Source organism: Falsiroseomonas stagni DSM 19981 (assembly GCF_900114315.1).
Classification (GTDB): Bacteria; Pseudomonadota; Alphaproteobacteria; order Acetobacterales; family Acetobacteraceae; genus Falsiroseomonas; species Falsiroseomonas stagni.
The window spans coordinates 133,330-153,228 of record NZ_FOSQ01000012.1 but is presented as its reverse complement, the minus strand read 5'-3'; the positions used below and the strand labels follow the sequence as shown (position 1 = coordinate 153,228).

Below are 19,899 nucleotides of genomic sequence, written 5' to 3'. Positions count from 1 at the left end.
GGTCGCCCGGTGGTTGGGGAGCGGAATTCGGGCGCGCCCCGCGCGCCTACGGGACGACAGGATGCGGCACGTGATCAGTGCGTTTCGAGGGTACGCAGGGGGCCGCATGGCCGCCTTCGCATGGGCGTTGCTGGCGATGATGATCGCGGGCGGCGATGCGCTGGCGCAGGCCGCCGGCGGCGGCATGGTCGGCGCGCCGCAGCCCTGGGGCATGGGCCTCCAGCCCTCCGGCGGGCCGATCAAGGACGCGATCTCGTCCTTCAACACGCTGGTCTTCTGGATCATCGTCGCGATCACGATCTTCGTCTTCCTGCTCCTCGTCTATGTCGTGCTGAAGTTCCGGGCGGAGGTGAACCCGAACCCGTCCCGCACCAGCCACAACACGCTGCTGGAAGTGGCCTGGACGGTGATCCCGGTGCTGATCCTGGTGGTGATCGCCATCCCGTCCTTCCGCCTGATCTACTACCAGGACCGCGCGGTGGACGCCGACCTGACGATCAATGTGCAGGGCCGGCAGTGGTACTGGCACTATGCCTACCCCGACCACGGCAACTTCACCTTCGACAGCTACCCCGTGCAGACGGCCGACCTGCAGCCCGGCCAGATCCGCAACCTCGATGTCGACAACCCGCTGGTCATCCCGGTGGGCGCCACGGTCCGCATCCTGACCACGGGCCAGGACGTGATCCACAGCTTCTTCGTGCCCTCGCTCGGCGTGCAGAAGTACACGATCCCGGGCCGGACGATGGAGACCTGGATGCGCGCCGACCGCGCCGGCACCTTCTACGGCCAGTGCAACCAGATCTGCGGCGTCAACCACTGGTTCATGCCGATCGTCGTCCGCGCCGTGCCGCAGGCTGAATTCCAGGCCTGGGCCGAGCAGGCGAAGACCCGCTTTGCCGAGGGCCTGCCGCCCGGCCCGGTGCCCGCCCTTGCGGCCGCTCCTGCGGCCCCCACCCTGAATGTCGCGGAGGCCCGCCGGTAAGGCGGGGCTCCAGAGCCAACACGAGAAGCGGACACACCCCAGATGGCGACCGCGGCACACGACGCCCCCCACGGTTCACACGACCACCACGACCACACGCCCTCCTTCGTGAACCGGTGGCTGTTCTCCACCAACCACAAGGATATCGGCACGCTCTACATCGGCTTCTCGCTGATCGCCGCGATCGTCGGCATCGGCCTGTCGCTGCTGATGCGCATGGAACTGCAGCAGCCCGGCATGCAGATCTTCGCCGATGGCCAGATGTGGAATGCCTATGTCTCCGCCCACGGCCTGATCATGGTGTTCTTCGTGATCATGCCCGCGCTGATCGGCGGCTTCGGCAACTGGTTCGTGCCGATCATGATCGGCGCGCCGGACATGGCCTTCCCGCGCATGAACAACATCAGCTTCTGGCTGCTGGTGCCGGCCTTCCTGATGCTGGGGAGCAGCCTGTTCATCGGTGGCGGCGCCGGCGCGGGCTGGACCATCTACCCGCCGCTGTCGGATGACACCTACCAGTCCGGCCCGGCGATGGACATGGCGCTGTTCGGCCTGCACCTGGCGGGTGCCAGCTCCATCCTCGGCGCGGCCAACTTCATCACCACCATCTTCAACATGCGCGCGCCCGGCATGACGCTGCACAAGATGCCGCTGTTCGTGTGGTCGATGCTGGTCACCGCATTCCTGCTGCTGCTGGCCGTGCCCGTCCTGGCCGGCGCCATCACCATGCTGATCACGGACCGCAACTTCGGCACGGCCTTCTTCGACCCGGCCGGCGGCGGCGACCCCGTGCTGTTCCAGCACCTGTTCTGGTTCTTCGGCCACCCCGAAGTCTACATCATGATCCTGCCGGCCTTCGGCATCGTCAGCCACGTCATCTCGACCTTCTCCAAGAAGCCGATCTTCGGCTACCTGGGCATGGCCTACGCCATGGTCGCGATCGGCGTCGTCGGCTTCATCGTGTGGGCGCACCACATGTACACCTCCGGCATGGACGTCGACACGCGCGCCTACTTCATGGCCGCGACGATGGTCATCGCCGTGCCGACGGGCATCAAGATCTTCTCCTGGATCGCTACCATGTGGGGCGGCAGCCTGACGCTGAACACGCCGATGCTCTTCGCCATCGGCTTCATCTTCCTGTTCACGGTGGGTGGCGTCACGGGCGTGGTGCTGGCGAATGCGGGCATCACGCAGATCCTGCACAACACCTACTACGTGGTCGGCCACTTCCACTACGTGCTGTCGCTCGGCGCCGTCTACGGCATCTACTGCGGCATCTACTACTGGATGGGGAAGATGTCGGGCCGCCAGTACGACGAGAAACTCGGCAAGATCCACTTCTGGCTCACCTTCGTCGGCGTGAACCTGACCTTCTTCCCGATGCACTTCCTGGGCAACCAGGGCATGCCGCGCCGCTACCCGGATTATCCGGACGCCTTCTGGGGCTGGAACCTGGTGGCCTCCATCGGGTCCTACATCTCGGTCGCCGCCTTCCTCTTCTTCTTCTATGTGCTCTGGCACACGCTGACGAAGGGCGCCAAGGCCGCTGCCAACCCGTGGGGTGAGGGTGCGACGACGCTGGAATGGCAGGTCTCCTCCCCGCCGCCGTTCCACACCTTCGACGAACTCCCGCGCATCCGGTAACGGTGATGAGCGGAGCAACGATCGAGCCGAAGGGGGCGCAAGCCCCCTTCACCACATCCGGCACCCAGGCCGACCTCTCGGAGGTCCGGGACTGGATCGCGCTGCTCAAGCCGCGCGTCATGTCCCTCGTCGTCTTCAGCGGCCTGGTCGGGCTGCTGGTGGCGCCGGTCTCCATCCCGCCGGCGCTGGGCGTCGCCGCCATCCTCTGCATCGCCATCGCCGCGGGCGCGGCGGGCGCGATCAACATGTGGTACGACCGGGACATCGATGCGCTGATGCGCCGCACGGCGCGCCGGCCCATCCCGGCCGGGCGGATCGAGCCCAATGCCGCGCTCGGCTTCGGCATCACCCTCGGCGTCGCCTCCGTCATCCTGATGGGGCTTGCCACCAATTGGGTGGCGGCCGGCTGGCTCGCGGTCTCGATCCTGTTCTACGTCTTCATCTACACGATGTGGCTGAAGCGCCGGACCAGCCAGAACATCGTCATCGGCGGCGCCGCCGGCGCCTTCCCGCCGATCATCGGCTGGGCGGCCGCGACGGGTGACGTCACGCTGGTGCCCTGGCTGCTCTTCGCCATCATCTTCGCCTGGACACCGCCGCATTTCTGGGCGCTCAGCCTCTGGGCCCATGGCGACTACGCCCGCGCGGGCGTTCCCATGCTGCCGGTGGTGGCGGGGGCGAAGGAGACGCGCCGCCAGATCCTCTACTACACCATCATCCTCGCCCCCCTCGGCCTGTCGCCCTGGATGGTCGGCTTCTCCAGCCCGGCCTATGCGGTGGTGGCCGCGGTGCTGGGGGGCATGTTCCTCGTCCACGCCGTCCGCACCGTGCGAGAGCCGCAGGACGAGACCGGGCGCAGCCTGGTGAACGACGCCGCCGCGCGCCGCACCTTCAGCTTCTCCCTCCTCTACCTGTTCCTCCTCCTCGGCGCTTTGGCCGTGGACAAGCTGGTGTTCGGCTGATGACGCCCGAGGAGAAGGCGGAGTTCGAGCGTCGGCGCCGTGGCCGCAACTGGGCGATCCTCGGTGTGCTGATCTCCCTCGTGATCCTGTTCTACTTCATCTCGACAGCTCGCCTGCTGCGCGGTTGAGAAGCCGCGCCAGGCTGCCCAGGTGATGCCCATGGAACCAGACCGGCAACAGACCCTCGCCCGCCGCAACCGCCGCACGGCCCTTGCCGCCTTCGGGCTGGTGGGCGGCATGGTGGGCCTCAGCTTCGCGGCCGTGCCGCTCTATGCGCTGTTCTGCCGCGTCACCGGCTTCGGCGGCACGCCGATGATCGGCAGCACGCCGGCGCCGGGCGCCGGGCAGCAGACGGTGACGATCCGCTTCAACGCCAATACCCAGCCCAACCTGCCCTGGCGGTTCGAGGCGGTGCAGGCCAGCCAGACCCTGCATGTGGGGGAGGAAGGCATCGCCTTCTACCGCGCCCGCAACACCGGCACGGGGCCTGCCACCGGCGTCTCCACCTACAACGTCACGCCGGAGACGGTCGGCCGCTACTTCCACAAGACCGCCTGCTTCTGCTTCGAGGAGCAGACCCTGACCCCGGGGCAGGAAGTGGACATGCCGCTGGCCTTCTGGATCGACCCGCGGATCGCGGATGATCCCAACACGCGCAACATCCGCACCATTACGGTCAGTTATACCTTCTTCCGTACCATGGCGGATGCGGAGCGGTCCGGCGCGCTGGCCAATGCCGGCCCGCATGTCGGGCGGCGGGACGGGCTGGCGCCGGCGGCGGCGCCGACAGCGACTCCTTGAACGGGCACCGCCTGAACAGGCGCATGAATTGACGCTGGACCAGGACCTGAAAACCGACCGCCACCCTTGATCCGGCGGGGCTTTTGGGGATTGATGCAGCGCGATATCCGGGGGGCGCGGGCGCCCCGGAGGACTTGATCGGGCGCCCCGGCGCCCCAATGACCACCAGGACGAGCGATGGCAAGCACCAGCGAGACGGGCCACAGCCCCTACAAGCACCCCTACCACCTGGTCGATCCGTCGCCCTGGCCCCTGGTCGGCGCCCTGGCCGGCGGCGTGCTGGTGACCGGCATCGTCTTCATCGGCCATTACGGCAGCTACTGGCTGGCCACGCTCGGCCTGCTCGGCGTGCTGGCGACGATGGTCGGCTGGTGGCGCGACGTGCTGAAGGAAAGCCGGACGCCCGGCATCCATTCCCCGGTCGTGCGGCTCGGCCTGCGCTACGGCATGGTGCTGTTCATCGCCTCCGAAGTGATGTTCTTCGTGGCCTTCTTCTGGGCCTATTTCCACTTCGCGATCTATCCCGAGCACGTCTCCGGCGCGGCGAAGGCCATCTGGCCGCCCCAGGGCACCCTGACCTTCGACCCCTTCCATCTGCCGCTGCTCAACACGATGATCCTGCTGCTCTCGGGCTGCACGGTCACCTGGGCGCACCACTCCCTGCTGGTCGGCGACCGCAAGGGCCTGGTCTCGGGCCTCGCGCTGACGGTCTTCCTGGGCGCCTTCTTCACCTTCTTCCAGGTGTGGGAATACGTGGTGGCGCCGTTCCACTTCACCGGCGGCGTCTACCCCTCCACTTTCTTCCTCGCCACCGGCTTCCACGGCTTCCATGTGCTGGTCGGCACCATCTTCCTGGCGGTCTGCCTGGTGCGCGCCATCAAGGGCCATTTCACGCCGGAGAAGCATTTCGGCTTCGAGGCCGCGGCCTGGTACTGGCACTTCGTGGACGTGGTGTGGCTGTTCCTCTTCGTGGTGATCTATTGGTGGGGCGCGGGCGAAATCGCCCATCACTGATGGCCACGCCATGACCCAGGCAACGACCCCGCCCGTCCCCACGGGCGGGGTCGCTCCGTTCTGGAAGGCCGCGCTGGCCTGCCGCTGCCCGCGATGCGGGGAGGGGCGGCTGTTCAGGGGCCTGCTGGAGGTGGCGCCCGCCTGCACCGCCTGCGGGCTCGACCTCTCCGGCCAGGATTCAGGCGATGGGCCGGCGGTGCTCGGCATCTTCGTGCTCGGCGCGCTGGCGATGATCGGCGCCTTCCTGGTGGAATTCCGCCTCTCCCCCCCGCTCTGGGTCCATGCCGTGCTCTGGCCGGTGCTGCTGATCCCCGCCTCCATCCTGATGATGCGCAGCGCGAAGGCAGCGCTGATCTGGCTGCAATGGCGCCACAGGCGGGACGAGGGCGTGTAGAAGGCGCGCATGACCCTGCGCCGAATCCTGCTGCCCGTTCTCGTCATGCTGCCCGTGCTGGCCATCCTGCTGGGGCTGGGCACCTGGCAGGTCCAGCGACTCGGCGCCAAGAACGCCCTGCTGGCGGAGATCGCAGTGGGCGAGGCCGCGCCCGCCCGGCCGCTGGGCACATCGCCGCCGGCGTCCTGGACCAAGGTCGCCATCACCGGCCGATTCGATCATGAACGGGAAGTGCTGCTGGGCCTGGAGGTCCGCGGCCCCATCCTCGGCGCGCGCCTGGTCACGCCCCTTCTGCGGGACGGCGCGGCGCCGGTGCTGGTCGACCGCGGCTGGGTGCCGATCGACCGGTCCGGCGCCATCGCGCGGCCGGCGGGCGTCGTGACGCTGGAAGCCTATGCCCGGCCCGGGGAGAGTGCGGGGATGTTCTCCGCCACCGACGATGTCCCGGGCCGCCGCTTCTACACCTTCGACCCGCCGGTGATCGCCCGCGCGATCGGCCTGCCGGCGCCGGCTGCCTTCGGGCTGGTGGCGCTCGGCCAGGGGGGTGGCCTGCCTGATCCCGCGCGGACCCTGCCGCGCCCCACCAACAGCCATCTCGGCTATGCCGTCACCTGGTACGGGCTGGCGCTGTCGCTGATCGGCGTCTTCGCCGTCTGGCTGCGCCGCCGCCTGAAGGAGCCCGCCTGAGCATGAACGACGCCTATGCCCGCCTGGCCGCCCGCTTCGGGCGCATTGGCGCCATCGGGGAAGCCGCCGGCATCCTGTCCTGGGACGCCTCCGCCATGATGCCGCCGGGTGGCGGCGCGGCGCGGGGGGAGCAGCTGGCGGCGCTGGCGGGCATCCGGCACGACCTGCTTGTGGCGCCGGAGCTGGCGGAGGATCTGGCCGCCGCGACCGCCGAGGGGGCATGGGAGAGCGCCAATCTGCGCCTGATGCGCCACGCCCATCGCCGCGCCACGGCCCTGCCGACGAGCCTGGTGGAGGCGATCGCGCGCGCCAATTCAGCCTGCGAGAAGGTCTGGCGCATCGCGAAGCGCGACTCGGATTTCGCCGCCGTGCGGCCGCTGCTGACGGAGGTGGTGCGCCTGGCGCGGGAGGAAGCGCAGGCTTATGGCGGCGTGCTCGGCCTGGCCCCCTATGACGCGCTGATGGATGGCTTCCAGCCCGGCGTCGCCGCCGCCGATGTGGACCCCGTCTTCGCCGCCTATGAGACCTGGCTGGCGGAGGCGCTGCCCCGCGCGGAGGCCATCCAGGCAGCGCGTGGCCCCGCACTGCCGCTGCCCGGCCCCTTCCCGGTGGCGAAGCAGCGCGAGCTCTGCGCGGCGATGGGGGCCACGGTCGGGCTCGACTTCGCCCATGCCCGGCTGGATGAGAGCCTGCACCCCTTCTGCGGCGGCAACCCTGCCGATATCCGCATCACGACCTTCTATGACGAGGCGAATGTCGCCAAGGCGCTGCTCGGCGTGCTGCATGAGACGGGGCACGCGATGTATGAGCGCGGCCTGCCGGAGGCCTTCGCCCGCCAGCCGGTGGGGGAGGCGGCGGGGATGGCCGCCCATGAGTCGCAATCGCTGATCGTGGAGATGCAGGCCAGCCGGTCCGACGCCTTTCTCCGCTTCCTCGGCGGGCGGCTGCACGAGGCCTTCGGCGGCGACGCCGCGCCCTACCAGGCCGTGAACCTGGCGAAACTCTGGCGCCGGGTGGAGCGGGGCTTCATCCGGGTGGACGCGGATGAGATGACCTACCCCGCCCATGTCATCCTGCGCTTCCGCCTGGAACGCGCGATGATCGAGGGCGGGCTGGAGGTTGCGGACCTGCCCGGCGCCTGGAACGAGGGGCTGCACCGGCTGCTCGGCATCACGCCGCCGGACGATGCGCGGGGCTGCCTGCAGGACATCCACTGGCATGACGGCGCCTTCGGCTACTTCCCCAGCTACACGCTGGGCGCCATGGCGGCGGCGCAGCTGATGGCGGCGCTGCGGCGGGCGGAGCCCGACCTCGACGCCCAGCTCGCGCGGGGCGAGATGGGGCCGATGATGCGCTGGCTGGGCCAGGCGGTGCATGCGCAGGGCGCGCGGCTGGGCTTCCAGGACCTGCTGCGCCACGCCACGGGCAAGCCGCTCGACCCCGCCGACTTCACCGCGCACCTGACGGCGCGCTACCTGGCCTGATAGCGGACGCACGAAGTTCCGACCTGCGGCCCGAAGGGCCGAGCGGCCGAATGGCCGCCGCGGCAAGTGCCGCGAAGCCAAGGGCCGCGGATGCGGCCCGCCCGGCGTTTGAGGGGCGCGAAGGTGAAACCTTCGGGCGTTGGTATGAGTCAGCGTTCCCGGTCGGGGGCGGGCCAGGCGAGGGGGGTGAAGCGCAGCACGGGGATGCGGGCCACGGCGAGGGTCCGGTCCTCGATCGTCAGCGGCACCTCCACCTCCGGCTGGCCGGCGGGGTTCGGGCGGCTCATCAGCGGCAGGATGGCCCGCGCGGTGGCGGCGGCGCGGCGGCCGACCAGCCCGGCCTCCGCCAGCGCGTCCAGCGCCTCCGCCGCGCCGGTCAGGCGGATCGATCCCGCCCCCATGGGCTGCAACCCCTCATCCAGCGCCAGCGTCGCGGCGGCGGTGGCGCCGACCGGGCCCCAGCGCAGCGACAGGCTCTTCACCTCCAGCGTGCCGCCGGCATCGCGCCAGCTTTCCGCCCGCACGACGGGGAAGCGGCCGGGGGGCACGGGGCCGCTCAGCGCCATCTCCGCGCCGAAGGCGGCGATGCGGCGGCCGAAGGCGGCGGCGCGGCCGCCGGGCGCGGCGGGCAGGTCGATCTCCTCCGCCGTCGCGGTCACCTCCAGCGCCGCCTCTCCCTCCGTGGCGGTCGAGGAGGTGTCGAGCGTCGCGCGCGCGCTGCCGACCGCCATCGGGCCGGCGGGGGTGGACAGGCGCAGGCGCTCGGCCAGCACCTCCCCCCCCCGGGGTGGCGTGCCGCCTTCCAGCGGCACCAGCGCCACCAGCGTATCGGCGGCGAAGCGGTATTCGTCATCGCCGATCCGCAGGCGCTGCGCGCCGGGCATCTCCACCCGCAGGCGGTCCAGCCGCGGCAGCGCCACGCGCAGCACGGCGCGTTCGGCCTGCAGCACGAAGCCGCCGGGCAGCGTCGCTTCCCCCCCTTCGATCCGCAGGTTGGGCAGGATCAGCGCGGCGGAGAGCGGGTAGCCCGCCCGCACCGGCGCCGCATGGTCCACCCGCCAGCCCTGGGCGCGGCGGACCTGCACCCAGGTGGCGAAGCCCTGCTCGATCTCCGCCGCCATGGCGCGCCACAGCAGGGCATGGCCGGCGCCCAGCGCCGCCAGCGCCACCAGCACGCCGAGCGCGATGCGGGGTGCGAGGGGCCTTCGGCGACCGGGCGTCTTCATTTCCATCACGCGGGGGGGTATAGCCCGCCCCCGCCCCCCCGTGCAGACCTCATCCACCCTTCCCCCCGCCGATCCGCCGCTTGCTCCTTGCGGGCATATGTGGGTCTTCGCCTATGGATCGCTGATCTGGCGGCCGGGGTTCGACCATGCCGGCAGCCAGCCCGCGCTGCTGCAGGGTTTCCATCGGCGCTTCTGCCTCTGGTCCCACCATTACCGCGGCACGCCGGAGGCACCGGGCCTGGTGCTGGGCCTCGATCGCGGTGGCGCCTGCCGCGGGGTCGCCTTCCGGGTGCCGGGCGGGACGGCGGCGGCGGTTCTGCGCTACCTCGATGACCGGGAACTGCCGGATGGGGCGGAGGTGGTCTATCACCGCCGCGTGCTGCCGGTGCGGCTGGCGGGTGAGGGGACCGGGCCGGGCATCACGGTGCCCGCCGTCACCTATGTCGCGAACCGCGCCTGCCGCCTCTATGTCGCCCGCCTCGCCCCCGAACAGGCGGCCGCGACCATCGCGCGCGGCGTCGGGCGGATGGGGTCCAACCGCGACTACCTGCTCAATACCCTGAACCATTTGCGGGCCATGGGGGTGCGCGATGCCGGTCTGGCGCGGATTGCGGCGCTGCTGCCCGAAGCCTGAGCGCCCCGCTTTCATCCACCGCGCGCGGGTGTAGCGAATTCAACCATGGGTTGGTGGACGAGTGGTGAATTCATCAGCCGCTAACCGATCTTGTTACGCAAAAAATAATTCTTCAAATCAATGACTTAACTCGATGCCAAGGCAAGGTTCTGGAGCGCGTGGCAATGTTGCGGTGCGGAATACCGGGTGCTGACAGAGGCTTGGCCCGCTAGGCTGCGGCTGGGCGCGAAAGGAAAACCCACAGACTTATCCACAGCTTTATCCCTGCGGTTCCGCCATCAATCGATCGGTCTCCGTCTCGATTTGCTCCTCCAGTGCCGTCAGCAGTTTCGCGCGGTTCAACCCCGGCGGCAGCGGCGGCAGCACGGAGATCCGGATGGTCCCGGGATGCTTCAGGAAGGCCCGGCGACCCCAGACGCGGCCGCTATCGGTCGCCACCGGCACCACGCCCACCCCCGTCGCGGCGGCGATCGCGACGACGCCGGGCTGGTAGGGCACACGCTCCCCCACCGCCGTCCGCGTGCCTTCGGGGAAGATCACGACCTGCCGGCCTTCCTCCACCGACTGGGTCGCGGCGCGCAGCATGGCGCGCAGCGCCGGACCGCCGCCTTCCCGGTCCACCGGGATCATGCCTGCCCGGCGCGCGTAATGGCCGTAGAGCGGAATGCTGAGCAGTTCCTTCTTCATCACATAGGCCGGCTGCTTCAGCAGGCCGAGCCAGACGATGGTGTCGAAGGCCGATTGGTGCTTGGCGGCGATCACCACGCCGCCCGGCGGGATGTTCTCCCACCCGCGGATGTCGATCCGCACCCCCACCACGAAGCGCAGCGCCTGCATGATCAGCCAGGACCAGACATTGGCGGTGCGCATGGCGGCTTCGCGCGACATGAACAGCGTCGGGATCGCCACCAGCACCATGACGAATGTGATGCCGAAGAACAGGATGTTGAACAGCAGCGACCGCAGCCAAACCACGGGGTAGGATCTCATCGACGGGCGGACTCCCTGGCCGGCAGGTAGCGGGTGAGGCCGGCGGCTGCCGTCCCATACTTCACAAACTCGCCGAACAGCAGGGCCCATCGCCGCCCGCGGGGCAGGTTGGCGAAGGAGGACGGCCGGACGGGGTGCGGCTGCAGGGCCACACCGGGCAGGGCGCGGCGGAATTCCAGCAGGGCGCGGGGCATGTGGTAATGCGCCGTCACCAGGCGGATGGACCGGATCCCCCGCGCCTCCGCGAAGGCCGCGGCTTCGGCGGCATTGCCGATGGTGGTCGCCGCCGCGTGGCCCAGCACCACCCGCCCCGCCAGGCTACCGGCCGGGCGGCCATGCACGCGGGCAAGTTCCGGCACCGTCAGCGTGGCATGGGCGCCGGAGACCAGCAGGATCGGCGCGGCCCCCGCCTCCAGCAGCCGCAGCGCCGTCTCCACCCGTTCCGCGCCCCCGGTCAGCACCACGATCGCCTCTGCCGGGGGGGCTTCCGCGTCCGCCACGCCCCGGGCCATGGCGAGGAAGGCGGCGAAGCCCGACCCCACCGCCAGGGCCAGTAGCCCCGCGAGGCCGAAGGCGATCAGCAACCGTCGCATGATCGGTCAGGGCAGCCGGTGCAGCCAGCGGCGCACCGTCGCCTGCGCGGTGGCCCAGCCCACCAGGAAGGCCACCGGCGGCAGCGCCACCAGCCCGGGCCAGGGCAGCCCCGTCAGGCTGTCCATGGCGCCCGCGCTGCCAAGCCAGGGGCCGGCCAGGTCGATCAGCAGTGCCAGCGCCGGCACGGCGGCGGCGGTGCCGACCACCGCGCCACCCGCCGCCAGCAGCCCGACTCGCCGGGCGAAGCGCCCTGCGATGTCGCCATCCCGCGCGCCCAGGCCGTGCAGCACCTCGATCGCATCGCGGCGCGCCGCCAGCCCGGCCCGCGTCGCCACGGCCACCACGGCCGCCGCCACCAGCCCGACCAGCACCAGCACCACCAGCGCCAGCGCCTGCAGGCTGCGCGCCAGCGCCGCCAGACGCTGCACCCAGAGGCCATGCGCCTCCACCAGCGCGCCCGGCACCGCCTGCGCCAGCCGGTCGCCGATCAGCACCGGGTCCACCCGCGAATCCCGCAGCCGCAACTCGATCACCCCCGGCACGGGGATGGAGGGCGCGGCCCCGAGCCAGGGGCGCAGCAGTGCGGCCAGCCTCTGCGGGTCCATCGCCTGCGCATCCGCCACTTCCGGCATGGCGCGGAGCGTGACGAGCGCGCGCTGCACGCGCGCCGCATCGGCATCGGGGATCTGCACCGTCACCGCCGCCGCGGCGCCGCGCTGCCAGCGTTCCGCCAGCGCCGCCGCGCCCTGCGCGCCGGCCAGCGCCAGGGCGGCCAGCAGCGCCATGGCGGCCACGAGCCCCGGCAGCAGCAGCCCCGACAGCGCCCTGCGCAGGCCGAGCGGATCGCGCGAATGGCGCCGCCTAGCCAAGGTCGGGACTCCGACGGTCGCCAAGGTCGGGGTCCCGCCGGGGTGGTGCCGTGGGGGGCGGGGGTTCCGGGGCCAGGTCGTCCGCCTCCGCCGCGTCGGGATGCGGCGCGAATCGGTCCACCGTCAGGTCCGCGCCGATGCCGCGCGCGCCATCGGGGTCGTGCAGCCGCCCGTCGCGCAGCACCAGCGCGGGCGCCGGGAAGCGCGCGACCAGATCCTCGTCATGCGTGGCCACCACCACCGTGGCGCCCATCCGGTTCATCTCCCGCAGCAGGGCCAGCAGGCGCCGCGCCTGGCGGTTGTCGAGGTTGCCCGTCGGCTCATCCGCCACCAGAAGCGCCGGGCGGTGGACCACGGCGCGGGCGATGGCGACGCGCTGCTGCTCGCCGCCCGACAATTCCGGCGGCAGGCTCGCCGCCTTCCCGTCCAGCCCGACCCATTTCAGGATCTCGTTCACATCGGCGCGCAGCGACGCTTCCGGCCGTCCGGCCAGGCGCAGCGGCAGGGCCACGTTGTCGAAGGCGGAGAGGTAGGGCAGCAGCCGGAAATCCTGGAACACCACGCCGATCCGCCGGCGCACGGGGGCCAGCGCCGCCCGCGGCGCGCGGGAGGAGCGCAGCCCCAGCACCTCCACCTCGCCTCTCGTGGGCCGCAGCGCCAGGTGCATCAGGCGCAGCACGGAGGATTTGCCCGCCCCGGAGGGGCCGAGCAGCCAGGTGAAGGACCCCGGGGGCAGGGCGAAGGTGACGTCGACCAGCGCCTCCGGTCCCCAGGATCCGGTATGCGGGCCGCCGCCGGGATAGCGAAGGCCCACGGCCTCGAAGCGAACCATGGGGGATGTCTGCCATGCGCGGGCGGCGGCGCCAAATGATGATCCGCGGCCGCTTCACGCCGCGGTGTAGCGCGCGGCGCCGCGCGGCCGCTGGACGAAGCGGCCCATCCACCGTCACTCTGTCGCACCGATGCGAATCGCCTGCCCCAGCTGCGCCGCCGAATACGAGGTGCCCGACGCCGCCCTGGCCGCCGGGCCCCGGATGCTGCGCTGCGCCCGCTGTTCCCACCAGTTCGAGGCCGCGTTGCCGTCCCCCCCGGGCGCCCCCGCGGTGCCCGGGCCCTCGCCGGCGGCGGCGCCCGACCAGCCCCCGCCCGAGGATTCGCCGCCCGACCGGCCGCCACCTTCCCGCGGCCCCCGGCAATCCAACCCCATCGACCCGCCCCTGCAGCGGCTCAGCGATGCGCCGGCCAGCCCGCCGGATCGCATGGCGCTGGCGGGGTGGATCATGACGGTGGTGGTGGTGGGCGTCGGCCTCTATGCCGGCGTCACCTTCCGGGGGGAGATCATGGACGCCTGGCCCGCCTCCGCCCGCCTCTACCAGGCGCTGGGCCTCAGCTGACGCCCAGCACCCGGCGGGCGTTCAGCGCATCCGCCGCGATCGCGTCCTTCAGTGCCTGGAGCCCATCGAACTTCGCATCCGCCCGCAGGAAGGCGCGGATGCGCACGCCGATCTCCTGCCCGTAGAGGTCGCCCGCGAAGTCGAACAGGTGCACTTCCAGCCGCGTCACCGGATCGCCGCCAAGCGTCGGCCGGCGGCCCACATTGGCGACGCCGGGCACGACCCTGCCATCGGCCAGCCGCACCGTGACGGCATAGACCCCTCGCGCCGGTTCCAGCTGCCGGCCCAGCAGGATGTTCGCCGTGGGCCAGCCGAGTTCGCGGCCGAGCTTGTCGCCGTGGAAGACCTCGCCCCGCAATTCCCAGTCCCGCCCCAGCATGGCGGCGGCCAGTTCGGGATAGCCATCCTGAAGCACGCGGCGGATGCGGGTGGAGGAGATGGGGCCGGCCGCATCGGCGACAGCCGGCACAACGGTCAGCCCGATGCCACGGCGCTCGGCCTCTCGCGCCAGGAAGGCGGCATCGCCGCCGCGGCGATGGCCGAAGGCGAAATCGGCGCCGCAGGCCAGGTGCCGGGCGCCGATGCCCTGGTGCAGCACCTCCTCCACGAAGGCTTCCGCGGACATGGCGGCCAGCGTGGCACCGAAGGGGATGGCGAAGACGGTCCGGGCGCCGAGCGCCGACAGCGCCTCCGCCTTGGCCGGGAGGCCGGTCAGGCGGAAGGGCGGGTCGTCGGGGCGGAAATGCTCCCGCGGATGCGGCTCGAAGCTCAGCGCCGCCAGGGGCAATTCCGGCCGCGCCCCATGGGCGGCGCGCAGCACGGCGGCATGGCCGAGATGCACGCCATCGAAATTGCCGAGTGCCACGGTGGCGCCGCGCGCCGCCTGCGGCACGCCGTGCCAATCCATGATGATGGTCATGCCTGGTGTCACGCCTGGTCCGGCCGCAGCCAGGGCTGGACCTCCGGCGGCGGGCGGAAGGCGGCCAGCTTGTCCAGCGCCTCCTCCACCGTTGTCGCCTGCATCGCCAGGGGTCGCTGCCCGGGGCGGACGAAGCCTTCCTCCTGCATGAAGTCGAGCGTCCTGAGGAAGGGCTGCCAGAAGCCGTCGATGTCGAGGAACACCACGCCCTTGGCCTGGATGCCGAGCTGCGCCCAGGTCAGCGCCTCCACCGCTTCCTCCAGCGTGCCGAAGCCGCCGGGCAGGACGATGAAGCCATCCGACAACTCGGCCATCATCGCCTTGCGTTCATGCATGGTGTCCACGACATGCATCGCCACGCCGCCGCCATGGCCGACCTCCCGCTTCAGCAGGCCATGCGGGATCACGCCGATCACCTCCGCCCCCGCCTGCAGGGCGGCATCGGCGGCGATGCCCATGAGGCCCACCGCGCCGCCGCCATAGACCAGGCCGAGCCCGCGCTGCGCGACAACCCGCCCCAATTCCCGCGCCGATTCCGCGTAGGAAGGCCGCGCCCCGGGCATGGAGCCGCAGAAGACGCAGACGCGCTTGAAGGACCCGCTCATGCGGAGGCTCCCTGCCGGGTCGGCACGAGGACGATCGCCTCGCCCTCCAGGACCGGGGCGCCCTTCACCAGGCAGACGGTGCGCAGCGTCGCGCGATGCTTCTCGGCGTTCAGGGCGGTGATCTCCACGATGGCGGTGACGGTGTCGCCGATCCGCACGGGGGCGCGGAAGCGCAATGATTGTGACATGTAGATGGTGCCCGGTCCCGGCAATTGCGTCCCCATCACCTTGGTGATGAGCCCCGCCGCCAGCATCCCATGCGCGATGCGTTCGCCGAACACGGTGGTCTTCGCATATTCGGCATCGAGGTGCATGGGGTTGGTATCCCCCGTCACCGCGGCGAACAGCACGATGTCGGCTTCCGTGATCGTCTTGCCGAAGCTGGCCTTCTGGCCGATGGCCAGATCCTCGAAGAAGCAGCCTGCCTCCATCCGCGCGGTTCCCTGCTGCACCGCACTCCCGTTACCCCTGGGATCGGGGGGCGGCAAGCATGGACAACCCCCCGCCTGCTTGCGAGAAACCCCGCCCGAGGAAAGGACACTCACCCCATGCCCCAGACCCAGCTTGGCACCGCGGAACAATTGCTCGAGGAACTGCGCGGCTGGGTGGAGCATGAGACGCCGACCACCGACGCCGTCGCCGTGAACGGGCTGATGGATCGCTGCGAGGCCGATCTGCGCGCTGTGGGCGGCTGCATCACCCGCATCCCCGGCCGGGACGGCTATGGCGACACGCTGATCTGCCACACCCCCGGCACCGGCGCGCCGATCGTCGTGGCCGGGCACCTCGACACCGTCTGGGACCACGGCACGCTGGCGGGGCCCATGCCCTTCCGGATCGATGGCGACCGTGCCTATGGCCCCGGCATCTACGACATGAAGGCGGGGTCCTTCATGGCCTTCCATTCCGTGCGGGAGATCCTGCGCCAGAAGACCGCGACGAAGCGCCCCATCACCCTGCTGCTGACGCCCGATGAGGAGGTCGGCAGCCCGACCAGCCGCGAGCCCATCGAGCAGGCCGCCCGCGGCGCCCGCGCCGTGCTGATCCCCGAACCCGCCGGGGCCGGCGGCGCCTGCGTGACGGCGCGCAAGGGTGTCGGCCGCTTCGTCATCGATGTGCGCGGCGTCTCCGCCCATGCCGGCGGCAACTGGGCCGATGGCCGCAGCGCCGTGGTGGCGCTGGCGCGGCTGATCCTGAAGATCCATGGCATGACGGACCTCGACGCCGGCATCACCACCAATGTCGCGCCGATCTTCGGCGGCACCCGCCCCAACGTCATCCCGCCCGAGGCCGGCTGCGAGGTCGATCTCCGTGTCCCCACCATTGCGGAGGGCGAGCGGATGGAGGCGATGATCCTGGGCCTGGCCGGGGAGAGCGACGGCATCACCGTGACCGTCACCGGCGGCATGAACCGCCCGCCCTTCGCGGAGACGCCGTCCATCGTCGAACTCTACAACCGCGCCGCCGCCTTCGCGCAGCAGCACGGCTACGCGCTGCCGACGCAGCATCGCGGCGGCGGATCGGACGGCAATTTCACCGCCGCACTCGGCATCCCGACACTGGACGGGCTGGGCTGCACCGGCGCGGGCGCCCATGCGCCGCATGAGCACATCATCTGGCGCGATTTGGCGGCGCGGTGTTCCACCTTGTGCGGTCTCATGGAGACCATCGACTGAACGCGATCGCGCTCTACGCCCTGGCGGCGGTCGCGGAGATCGCGGGCTGCTTCGCCGCCTGGGCGGTGCTGCGGGACGGGCGCAGCGCCTGGTGGCTGCTGCCGGGGCTGCTGTGCCTGGCGCTGTTCGCCTTCCTGCTGACGCGCATCGACGCGGCCTTCGCCGGCCGCGCCTTCGCCGCCTATGGCGGCATCTACATCGCGGCCTCGCTCGGCTGGATGTGGGCAATGGAGGGCGCCCGGCCGGATCGCTGGGACCTGATGGGCCTCGCCTTGTGCCTCGCCGGGGCGGCGCTCATCCTGCTGGCGCCGCGCCCCACCGGCTGAGGAACACGCCCCATGGCTTCGCCCCATGCGCCCCCCCGCGCGTTGATCGTCGGCACCGGCCCCGGCTTCTCCGCCAGCCTCGCCCGCAGACTGGCGATGGAGGGCTACCGCGTGGCGCTGGCCGCCCGGAACACGGACAAGCTCGCGGCCCTGGCCGCCGAGACCGGCGCGACGCTCCACCAATGCGATGCCAGCGACCCCGCGCAGGTCGCCGCCCTGTTCCAGCAGCCGGAGGCCGCCGAGGCGGAGGTCGTCCTCTACAACGCCAGCTTTCGCGTCCGCGGCCCGACCATCGACCTTGACCCGGAGGATGTCCGCCGCACGATCGAGGTTTGTGCCTTCGGCGCCTTCCTCGTCGCGCAGCAGGCCGCGCGCCACATGCTGAAGCGCGGCAGCGGCACCATCCTCCTCACCGGCGCCTCCGCCGGCGTGAAGGGTTTTCGTCAATCCGCCCCCTTCGCGATGGGCAAATTCGCGCTGCGCGGGCTGGGGCAGGCGCTGGCGCGGGAGTTGCACCCGCAGGGCGTGCATGTCGTGCACATCGTCGTCGATGGCGGCATCCGCAGCGAACGCCGCCCCGACCCGGGTGACAACACGCTGATCGACCCCGATGCGATCGCGGAAGCCGCCTTCGCCGCCATCCGCCAGAACCGCAGCGCCTGGTCCGCGGAGATCGAGCTTCGCCCCTGGGTGGAGACCTTCTGACACAAGGGCTAGGCTCACCCCCGAAGCGAGGGAGCACCATCATGCAGGACGCCCAGGGCCAGGCGATCACCGTCGCCTCGGAAGACGCCGCCCGCGCCTTCGACCACGTCATCGACGGATTTCTCAAGTACCGCTTCGATGCGGGGCTGCGGCTGAAGGCGTTCCGGACCGCCGATCCCACGGCGCCGCTCGGCCAGGTGATGGCCGGCTATTTCGCGATGATGGCCTATGACCGCGGCACCGTCCCGCGCGCGCTGGCCTCCCTCGCCACCGCCGAGGCCCTGCCCGCCAACCCCCGCGAACGCGCCCATATGGCGGCGCTGCGCGAATGGGCGGAAGGCCGGCCCGACGGCGCGCTTTCCGTGTGGGAGCAGATCATCGCGGAGCATCCGCATGACCTGCTCGCCTTCCGCCTGCATCATTTCTCCGCCTTCTGGATGGGGGAGCCCGGGCGGATGCTGGCGGCGGTGGAGCGCATCCTGCCCCGCTGGTCCGATGCCATCCCCAATTTCGGCAGCGTGCTGGCCTGCCGCTGCTTCGCGCATGAGGAAACCGGCGACTACCTCATCGCCGAACAGGCCGGCCGCCAGGCCGTGGCGCTGGACCAGGCGGACCTCTGGGCCGCGCATGGCGTGGCCCACGTCCTGGAGATGCAGGGCCGCAGGACGGAGGGCCTGGACTGGATCCGCACGCTGGAACCGCATTGGGATGGCGGCAACAATCTGATGCACCATCTCTGGTGGCACCAGGCGATGTTCCACATGGAGCGCCGGGAATTCGGCGCGGTGCTGGACCTCTACGACACGCGCTTCCGCGACCTCGGCAGCAAGGTCACGCAGGCCCAGCCCGACCTCTATATCGACATGCAGAACGCGGCCTCCATCCTGTTCCGGCTGGGGCTGCGCGGCCTCGATCCCGGCGATCGATGGACGGAACTGGCGGAGAAGGCGGAGGCGCGGATCGGCGACACGCTGTCCGCCTTCACCCAGCCGCATTGGATGATGGCGCTGGTCGCCACCGGCCGTGACGCCGCCGCCGGCCGCCTGCTGGACGCGCTGGCCGAAGCGGGTCGTGCGAACACCCACCACGCCGCCATCCTGCGCGACGCCGCGCTGCCCGCCTGCCAGGCCGTGCTGCACCACGCCAGGGGCCGCTTCGCGGAGGCGGTGGCGGTGTTGCGCCCGGCGCTGGGCTCGCTCCACCGCCTCGGCGGCAGCCATGCGCAGCAGGATGTGCTGGAACAGCTTTTCGTCAGCGCCGCGATGAAGGCCGGCAGCACCGATGATGTCCGCCTGGCGCTGGAACGCGCCGCCGGGCGCTACAGCCTCTCCCCCGCTCGCCGCGTTGGCTATGCGGAGGCGGCGCTGGCGGTGCCCTTCTGACGGAAACGAAACTTTCGTCCCATCCAACCCGCCCACAGCCGGAAGTTGTTGTCCCACGCGCCCCACGCTGATACGGATTCTTCCAACAGTCCGGGACAAGTTTCCGGCGGCGGAATGGGAGAAGACGGGATGGCCAAGCTCAACGTGAACGGGCGCGTGATCGACGTGCAGGTGGAGGATGACACCCCCCTACTCTGGGTGCTGCGCGAACAGCTCGAACTCACCGGCACGAAGTATGGCTGCGGCATCGCGCAATGTGGTGCTTGCACCGTGCATGTGGATGGCGTCGCCACCCGGTCCTGCGCCATGCCGGTTTCCGCCTTCGACGAGAACCAGAAGATCGTGACGATCGAGGGCCTGTCCCCCGACAGCAGCCACCCGATCCAGCAGGCCTGGCTGGCGCTGGACGTGCCGCAATGCGGCTTCTGCCAATCCGGCATGATCATGGCCGCCGCCGCCCTGCTGGCCGCGACGCCCCGCCCGACGGAACAGCAGATCCGCGACGAAGTGACCAATATCTGCCGCTGCGGCACCTACAACCGCGTGCTGGCCGGCATCCAGCGCGCCGCCGGCACCGCCGGCGCGGCCGGCTGAGGAGCGCGCAT

General features: G+C 71.0%; 24 protein-coding genes. 16 read left to right on the top strand and 8 right to left on the bottom strand.

The annotated features are described in order from the left end of the window. The first annotated feature begins 106 nt into the window (after positions 1-106). The 9 genes from coxB to BM041_RS23730 all read left to right on the top strand — a co-directional run bounded on the left by coxB (position 107) and on the right by BM041_RS23730 (position 7,974). On the top strand, positions 107-985 hold the full coding sequence (coxB, locus tag BM041_RS23765; protein WP_092962397.1) for a cytochrome c oxidase subunit II: 879 nt from the start codon (positions 107-109) through the stop codon (positions 983-985). A gap of 42 nt (positions 986-1,027) precedes the next feature. Next, positions 1,028-2,632 (top strand): cytochrome c oxidase subunit I, encoded by a 1,605-nt coding sequence (ctaD, locus tag BM041_RS23760; protein WP_092962396.1) that lies wholly within the window; start codon positions 1,028-1,030, stop codon positions 2,630-2,632. Positions 2,633-2,637: 5 nt separating this feature from the next. After that, positions 2,638-3,594, top strand: a complete 957-nt coding sequence (locus tag BM041_RS23755; protein WP_092962395.1) for a heme o synthase — start codon at positions 2,638-2,640, stop codon at positions 3,592-3,594. After that, a complete protein-coding gene (locus BM041_RS31945) occupies positions 3,594-3,722 on the top strand; it encodes a hypothetical protein (protein ID WP_281244660.1) in 129 nt (42 codons plus the stop codon). The genes BM041_RS23755 and BM041_RS31945 overlap by 1 nt, the downstream gene beginning before the upstream one ends. Positions 3,723-3,747: 25 nt before the next feature. Beyond that, positions 3,748-4,395, top strand: a complete 648-nt coding sequence (locus BM041_RS23750; RefSeq protein ID WP_245762240.1) for a cytochrome c oxidase assembly protein — start codon at positions 3,748-3,750, stop codon at positions 4,393-4,395. 177 nt (positions 4,396-4,572) lie between these two features. Then, the gene (locus BM041_RS23745; RefSeq protein WP_092962393.1) at positions 4,573-5,409 is read left to right on the top strand and encodes a cytochrome c oxidase subunit 3; all 837 of its coding nucleotides are present in this window, start codon (positions 4,573-4,575) and stop codon (positions 5,407-5,409) included. 10 nt (positions 5,410-5,419) lie between these two features. Then, positions 5,420-5,803, top strand: a complete 384-nt coding sequence (locus BM041_RS23740; RefSeq protein WP_092962392.1) for a DUF983 domain-containing protein — start codon at positions 5,420-5,422, stop codon at positions 5,801-5,803. Positions 5,804-5,812: 9 nt separating this feature from the next. Then, on the top strand, positions 5,813-6,490 hold the full coding sequence (locus tag BM041_RS23735) for an SURF1 family protein (protein ID WP_092962391.1): 678 nt from the start codon (positions 5,813-5,815) through the stop codon (positions 6,488-6,490). Positions 6,491-6,492: 2 nt separating this feature from the next. Beyond that, on the top strand, positions 6,493-7,974 hold the full coding sequence (locus BM041_RS23730; RefSeq protein WP_092962390.1) for a carboxypeptidase M32: 1,482 nt from the start codon (positions 6,493-6,495) through the stop codon (positions 7,972-7,974). A 149-nt stretch (positions 7,975-8,123) separates the two neighbouring features. Here the strand turns inward: BM041_RS23730 and BM041_RS23725 are convergent, their stop codons facing one another. Beyond that, positions 8,124-9,206 (bottom strand): DUF2125 domain-containing protein, encoded by a 1,083-nt coding sequence (locus tag BM041_RS23725; RefSeq protein ID WP_092962389.1) that lies wholly within the window; start codon positions 9,204-9,206, stop codon positions 8,124-8,126. A 91-nt stretch (positions 9,207-9,297) separates the two neighbouring features. On the opposite strand from BM041_RS23725, the gene BM041_RS23720 reads away from it, so the two are divergent. After that, complete coding sequence (locus tag BM041_RS23720; protein ID WP_175534123.1) at positions 9,298-9,834, top strand: gamma-glutamylcyclotransferase; 537 nt, start codon at positions 9,298-9,300, stop codon at positions 9,832-9,834. A gap of 258 nt (positions 9,835-10,092) precedes the next feature. Here the strand turns inward: BM041_RS23720 and BM041_RS23715 are convergent, their stop codons facing one another. Genes BM041_RS23715 through BM041_RS23700 form a run of 4 tightly spaced genes read right to left on the bottom strand, consistent with a single transcriptional unit; the run spans position 10,093 to position 13,119 of the window. Continuing rightward, the gene (locus tag BM041_RS23715; RefSeq protein ID WP_245762239.1) at positions 10,093-10,824 is read right to left on the bottom strand and encodes a lysophospholipid acyltransferase family protein; all 732 of its coding nucleotides are present in this window, start codon (positions 10,822-10,824) and stop codon (positions 10,093-10,095) included. Next, a complete protein-coding gene (locus BM041_RS23710) occupies positions 10,821-11,417 on the bottom strand; it encodes a YdcF family protein (RefSeq protein WP_092962387.1) in 597 nt (198 codons plus the stop codon). The genes BM041_RS23715 and BM041_RS23710 overlap by 4 nt, the downstream gene beginning before the upstream one ends. A gap of 6 nt (positions 11,418-11,423) precedes the next feature. Beyond that, on the bottom strand, positions 11,424-12,287 hold the full coding sequence (locus BM041_RS23705) for a cell division protein FtsX (RefSeq protein ID WP_092962386.1): 864 nt from the start codon (positions 12,285-12,287) through the stop codon (positions 11,424-11,426). Beyond that, positions 12,280-13,119, bottom strand: coding sequence for a cell division ATP-binding protein FtsE (locus tag BM041_RS23700; protein ID WP_092962385.1), 840 nt, complete (start codon positions 13,117-13,119; stop codon positions 12,280-12,282). Before BM041_RS23700 ends, BM041_RS23705 begins: the two co-directional genes overlap by 8 nt. Before the next feature lie 130 nt (positions 13,120-13,249). Between BM041_RS23700 and BM041_RS23695 the strand changes: the two genes are divergently transcribed. Further along, positions 13,250-13,681, top strand: a complete 432-nt coding sequence (locus BM041_RS23695) for a zinc-ribbon domain-containing protein (protein WP_092962384.1) — start codon at positions 13,250-13,252, stop codon at positions 13,679-13,681. Here BM041_RS23695 and BM041_RS23690 read toward each other — a convergent pair. From BM041_RS23690 to BM041_RS23680, 3 genes are read right to left on the bottom strand one after another with little or no spacing between them, the layout of a single operon-like run. Next, entirely contained in the window at positions 13,674-14,600 is a 927-nt protein-coding gene (locus BM041_RS23690; RefSeq protein WP_092962383.1) for a bifunctional riboflavin kinase/FAD synthetase, read from the bottom strand. The genes BM041_RS23695 and BM041_RS23690 overlap by 8 nt on opposite strands. A gap of 8 nt (positions 14,601-14,608) precedes the next feature. Further along, complete coding sequence (locus tag BM041_RS23685; protein ID WP_092962382.1) at positions 14,609-15,205, bottom strand: LOG family protein; 597 nt, start codon at positions 15,203-15,205, stop codon at positions 14,609-14,611. Beyond that, positions 15,202-15,657 carry a MaoC family dehydratase gene (locus tag BM041_RS23680; protein WP_439552562.1) on the bottom strand — a complete coding sequence of 152 codons (456 nt, stop codon included), beginning with the start codon at positions 15,655-15,657 and terminating at the stop codon, positions 15,202-15,204. Before BM041_RS23680 ends, BM041_RS23685 begins: the two co-directional genes overlap by 4 nt. Positions 15,658-15,753: 96 nt before the next feature. Here BM041_RS23680 and BM041_RS23675 point away from each other — a divergent pair, with 96 nt between their 5' ends. The 5 genes from BM041_RS23675 to BM041_RS23655 all read left to right on the top strand — a co-directional run bounded on the left by BM041_RS23675 (position 15,754) and on the right by BM041_RS23655 (position 19,888). Further along, a complete protein-coding gene (locus BM041_RS23675) occupies positions 15,754-16,881 on the top strand; it encodes a M20 family metallopeptidase (RefSeq protein WP_092962380.1) in 1,128 nt (375 codons plus the stop codon). Then, positions 16,854-17,207, top strand: coding sequence for a YnfA family protein (locus tag BM041_RS23670; RefSeq protein ID WP_408735416.1), 354 nt, complete (start codon positions 16,854-16,856; stop codon positions 17,205-17,207). Before BM041_RS23675 ends, BM041_RS23670 begins: the two co-directional genes overlap by 28 nt. Positions 17,208-17,219: 12 nt before the next feature. After that, entirely contained in the window at positions 17,220-17,912 is a 693-nt protein-coding gene (locus tag BM041_RS23665; protein ID WP_092962379.1) for an SDR family NAD(P)-dependent oxidoreductase, read from the top strand. Positions 17,913-17,953: 41 nt separating this feature from the next. Beyond that, on the top strand, positions 17,954-19,294 hold the full coding sequence (locus BM041_RS23660) for a tetratricopeptide repeat protein (protein ID WP_092962378.1): 1,341 nt from the start codon (positions 17,954-17,956) through the stop codon (positions 19,292-19,294). 129 nt (positions 19,295-19,423) lie between these two features. Continuing rightward, the gene (locus BM041_RS23655; RefSeq protein WP_092962377.1) at positions 19,424-19,888 is read left to right on the top strand and encodes a (2Fe-2S)-binding protein; all 465 of its coding nucleotides are present in this window, start codon (positions 19,424-19,426) and stop codon (positions 19,886-19,888) included. The last annotated feature ends 11 nt before the right edge of the window (positions 19,889-19,899 follow it).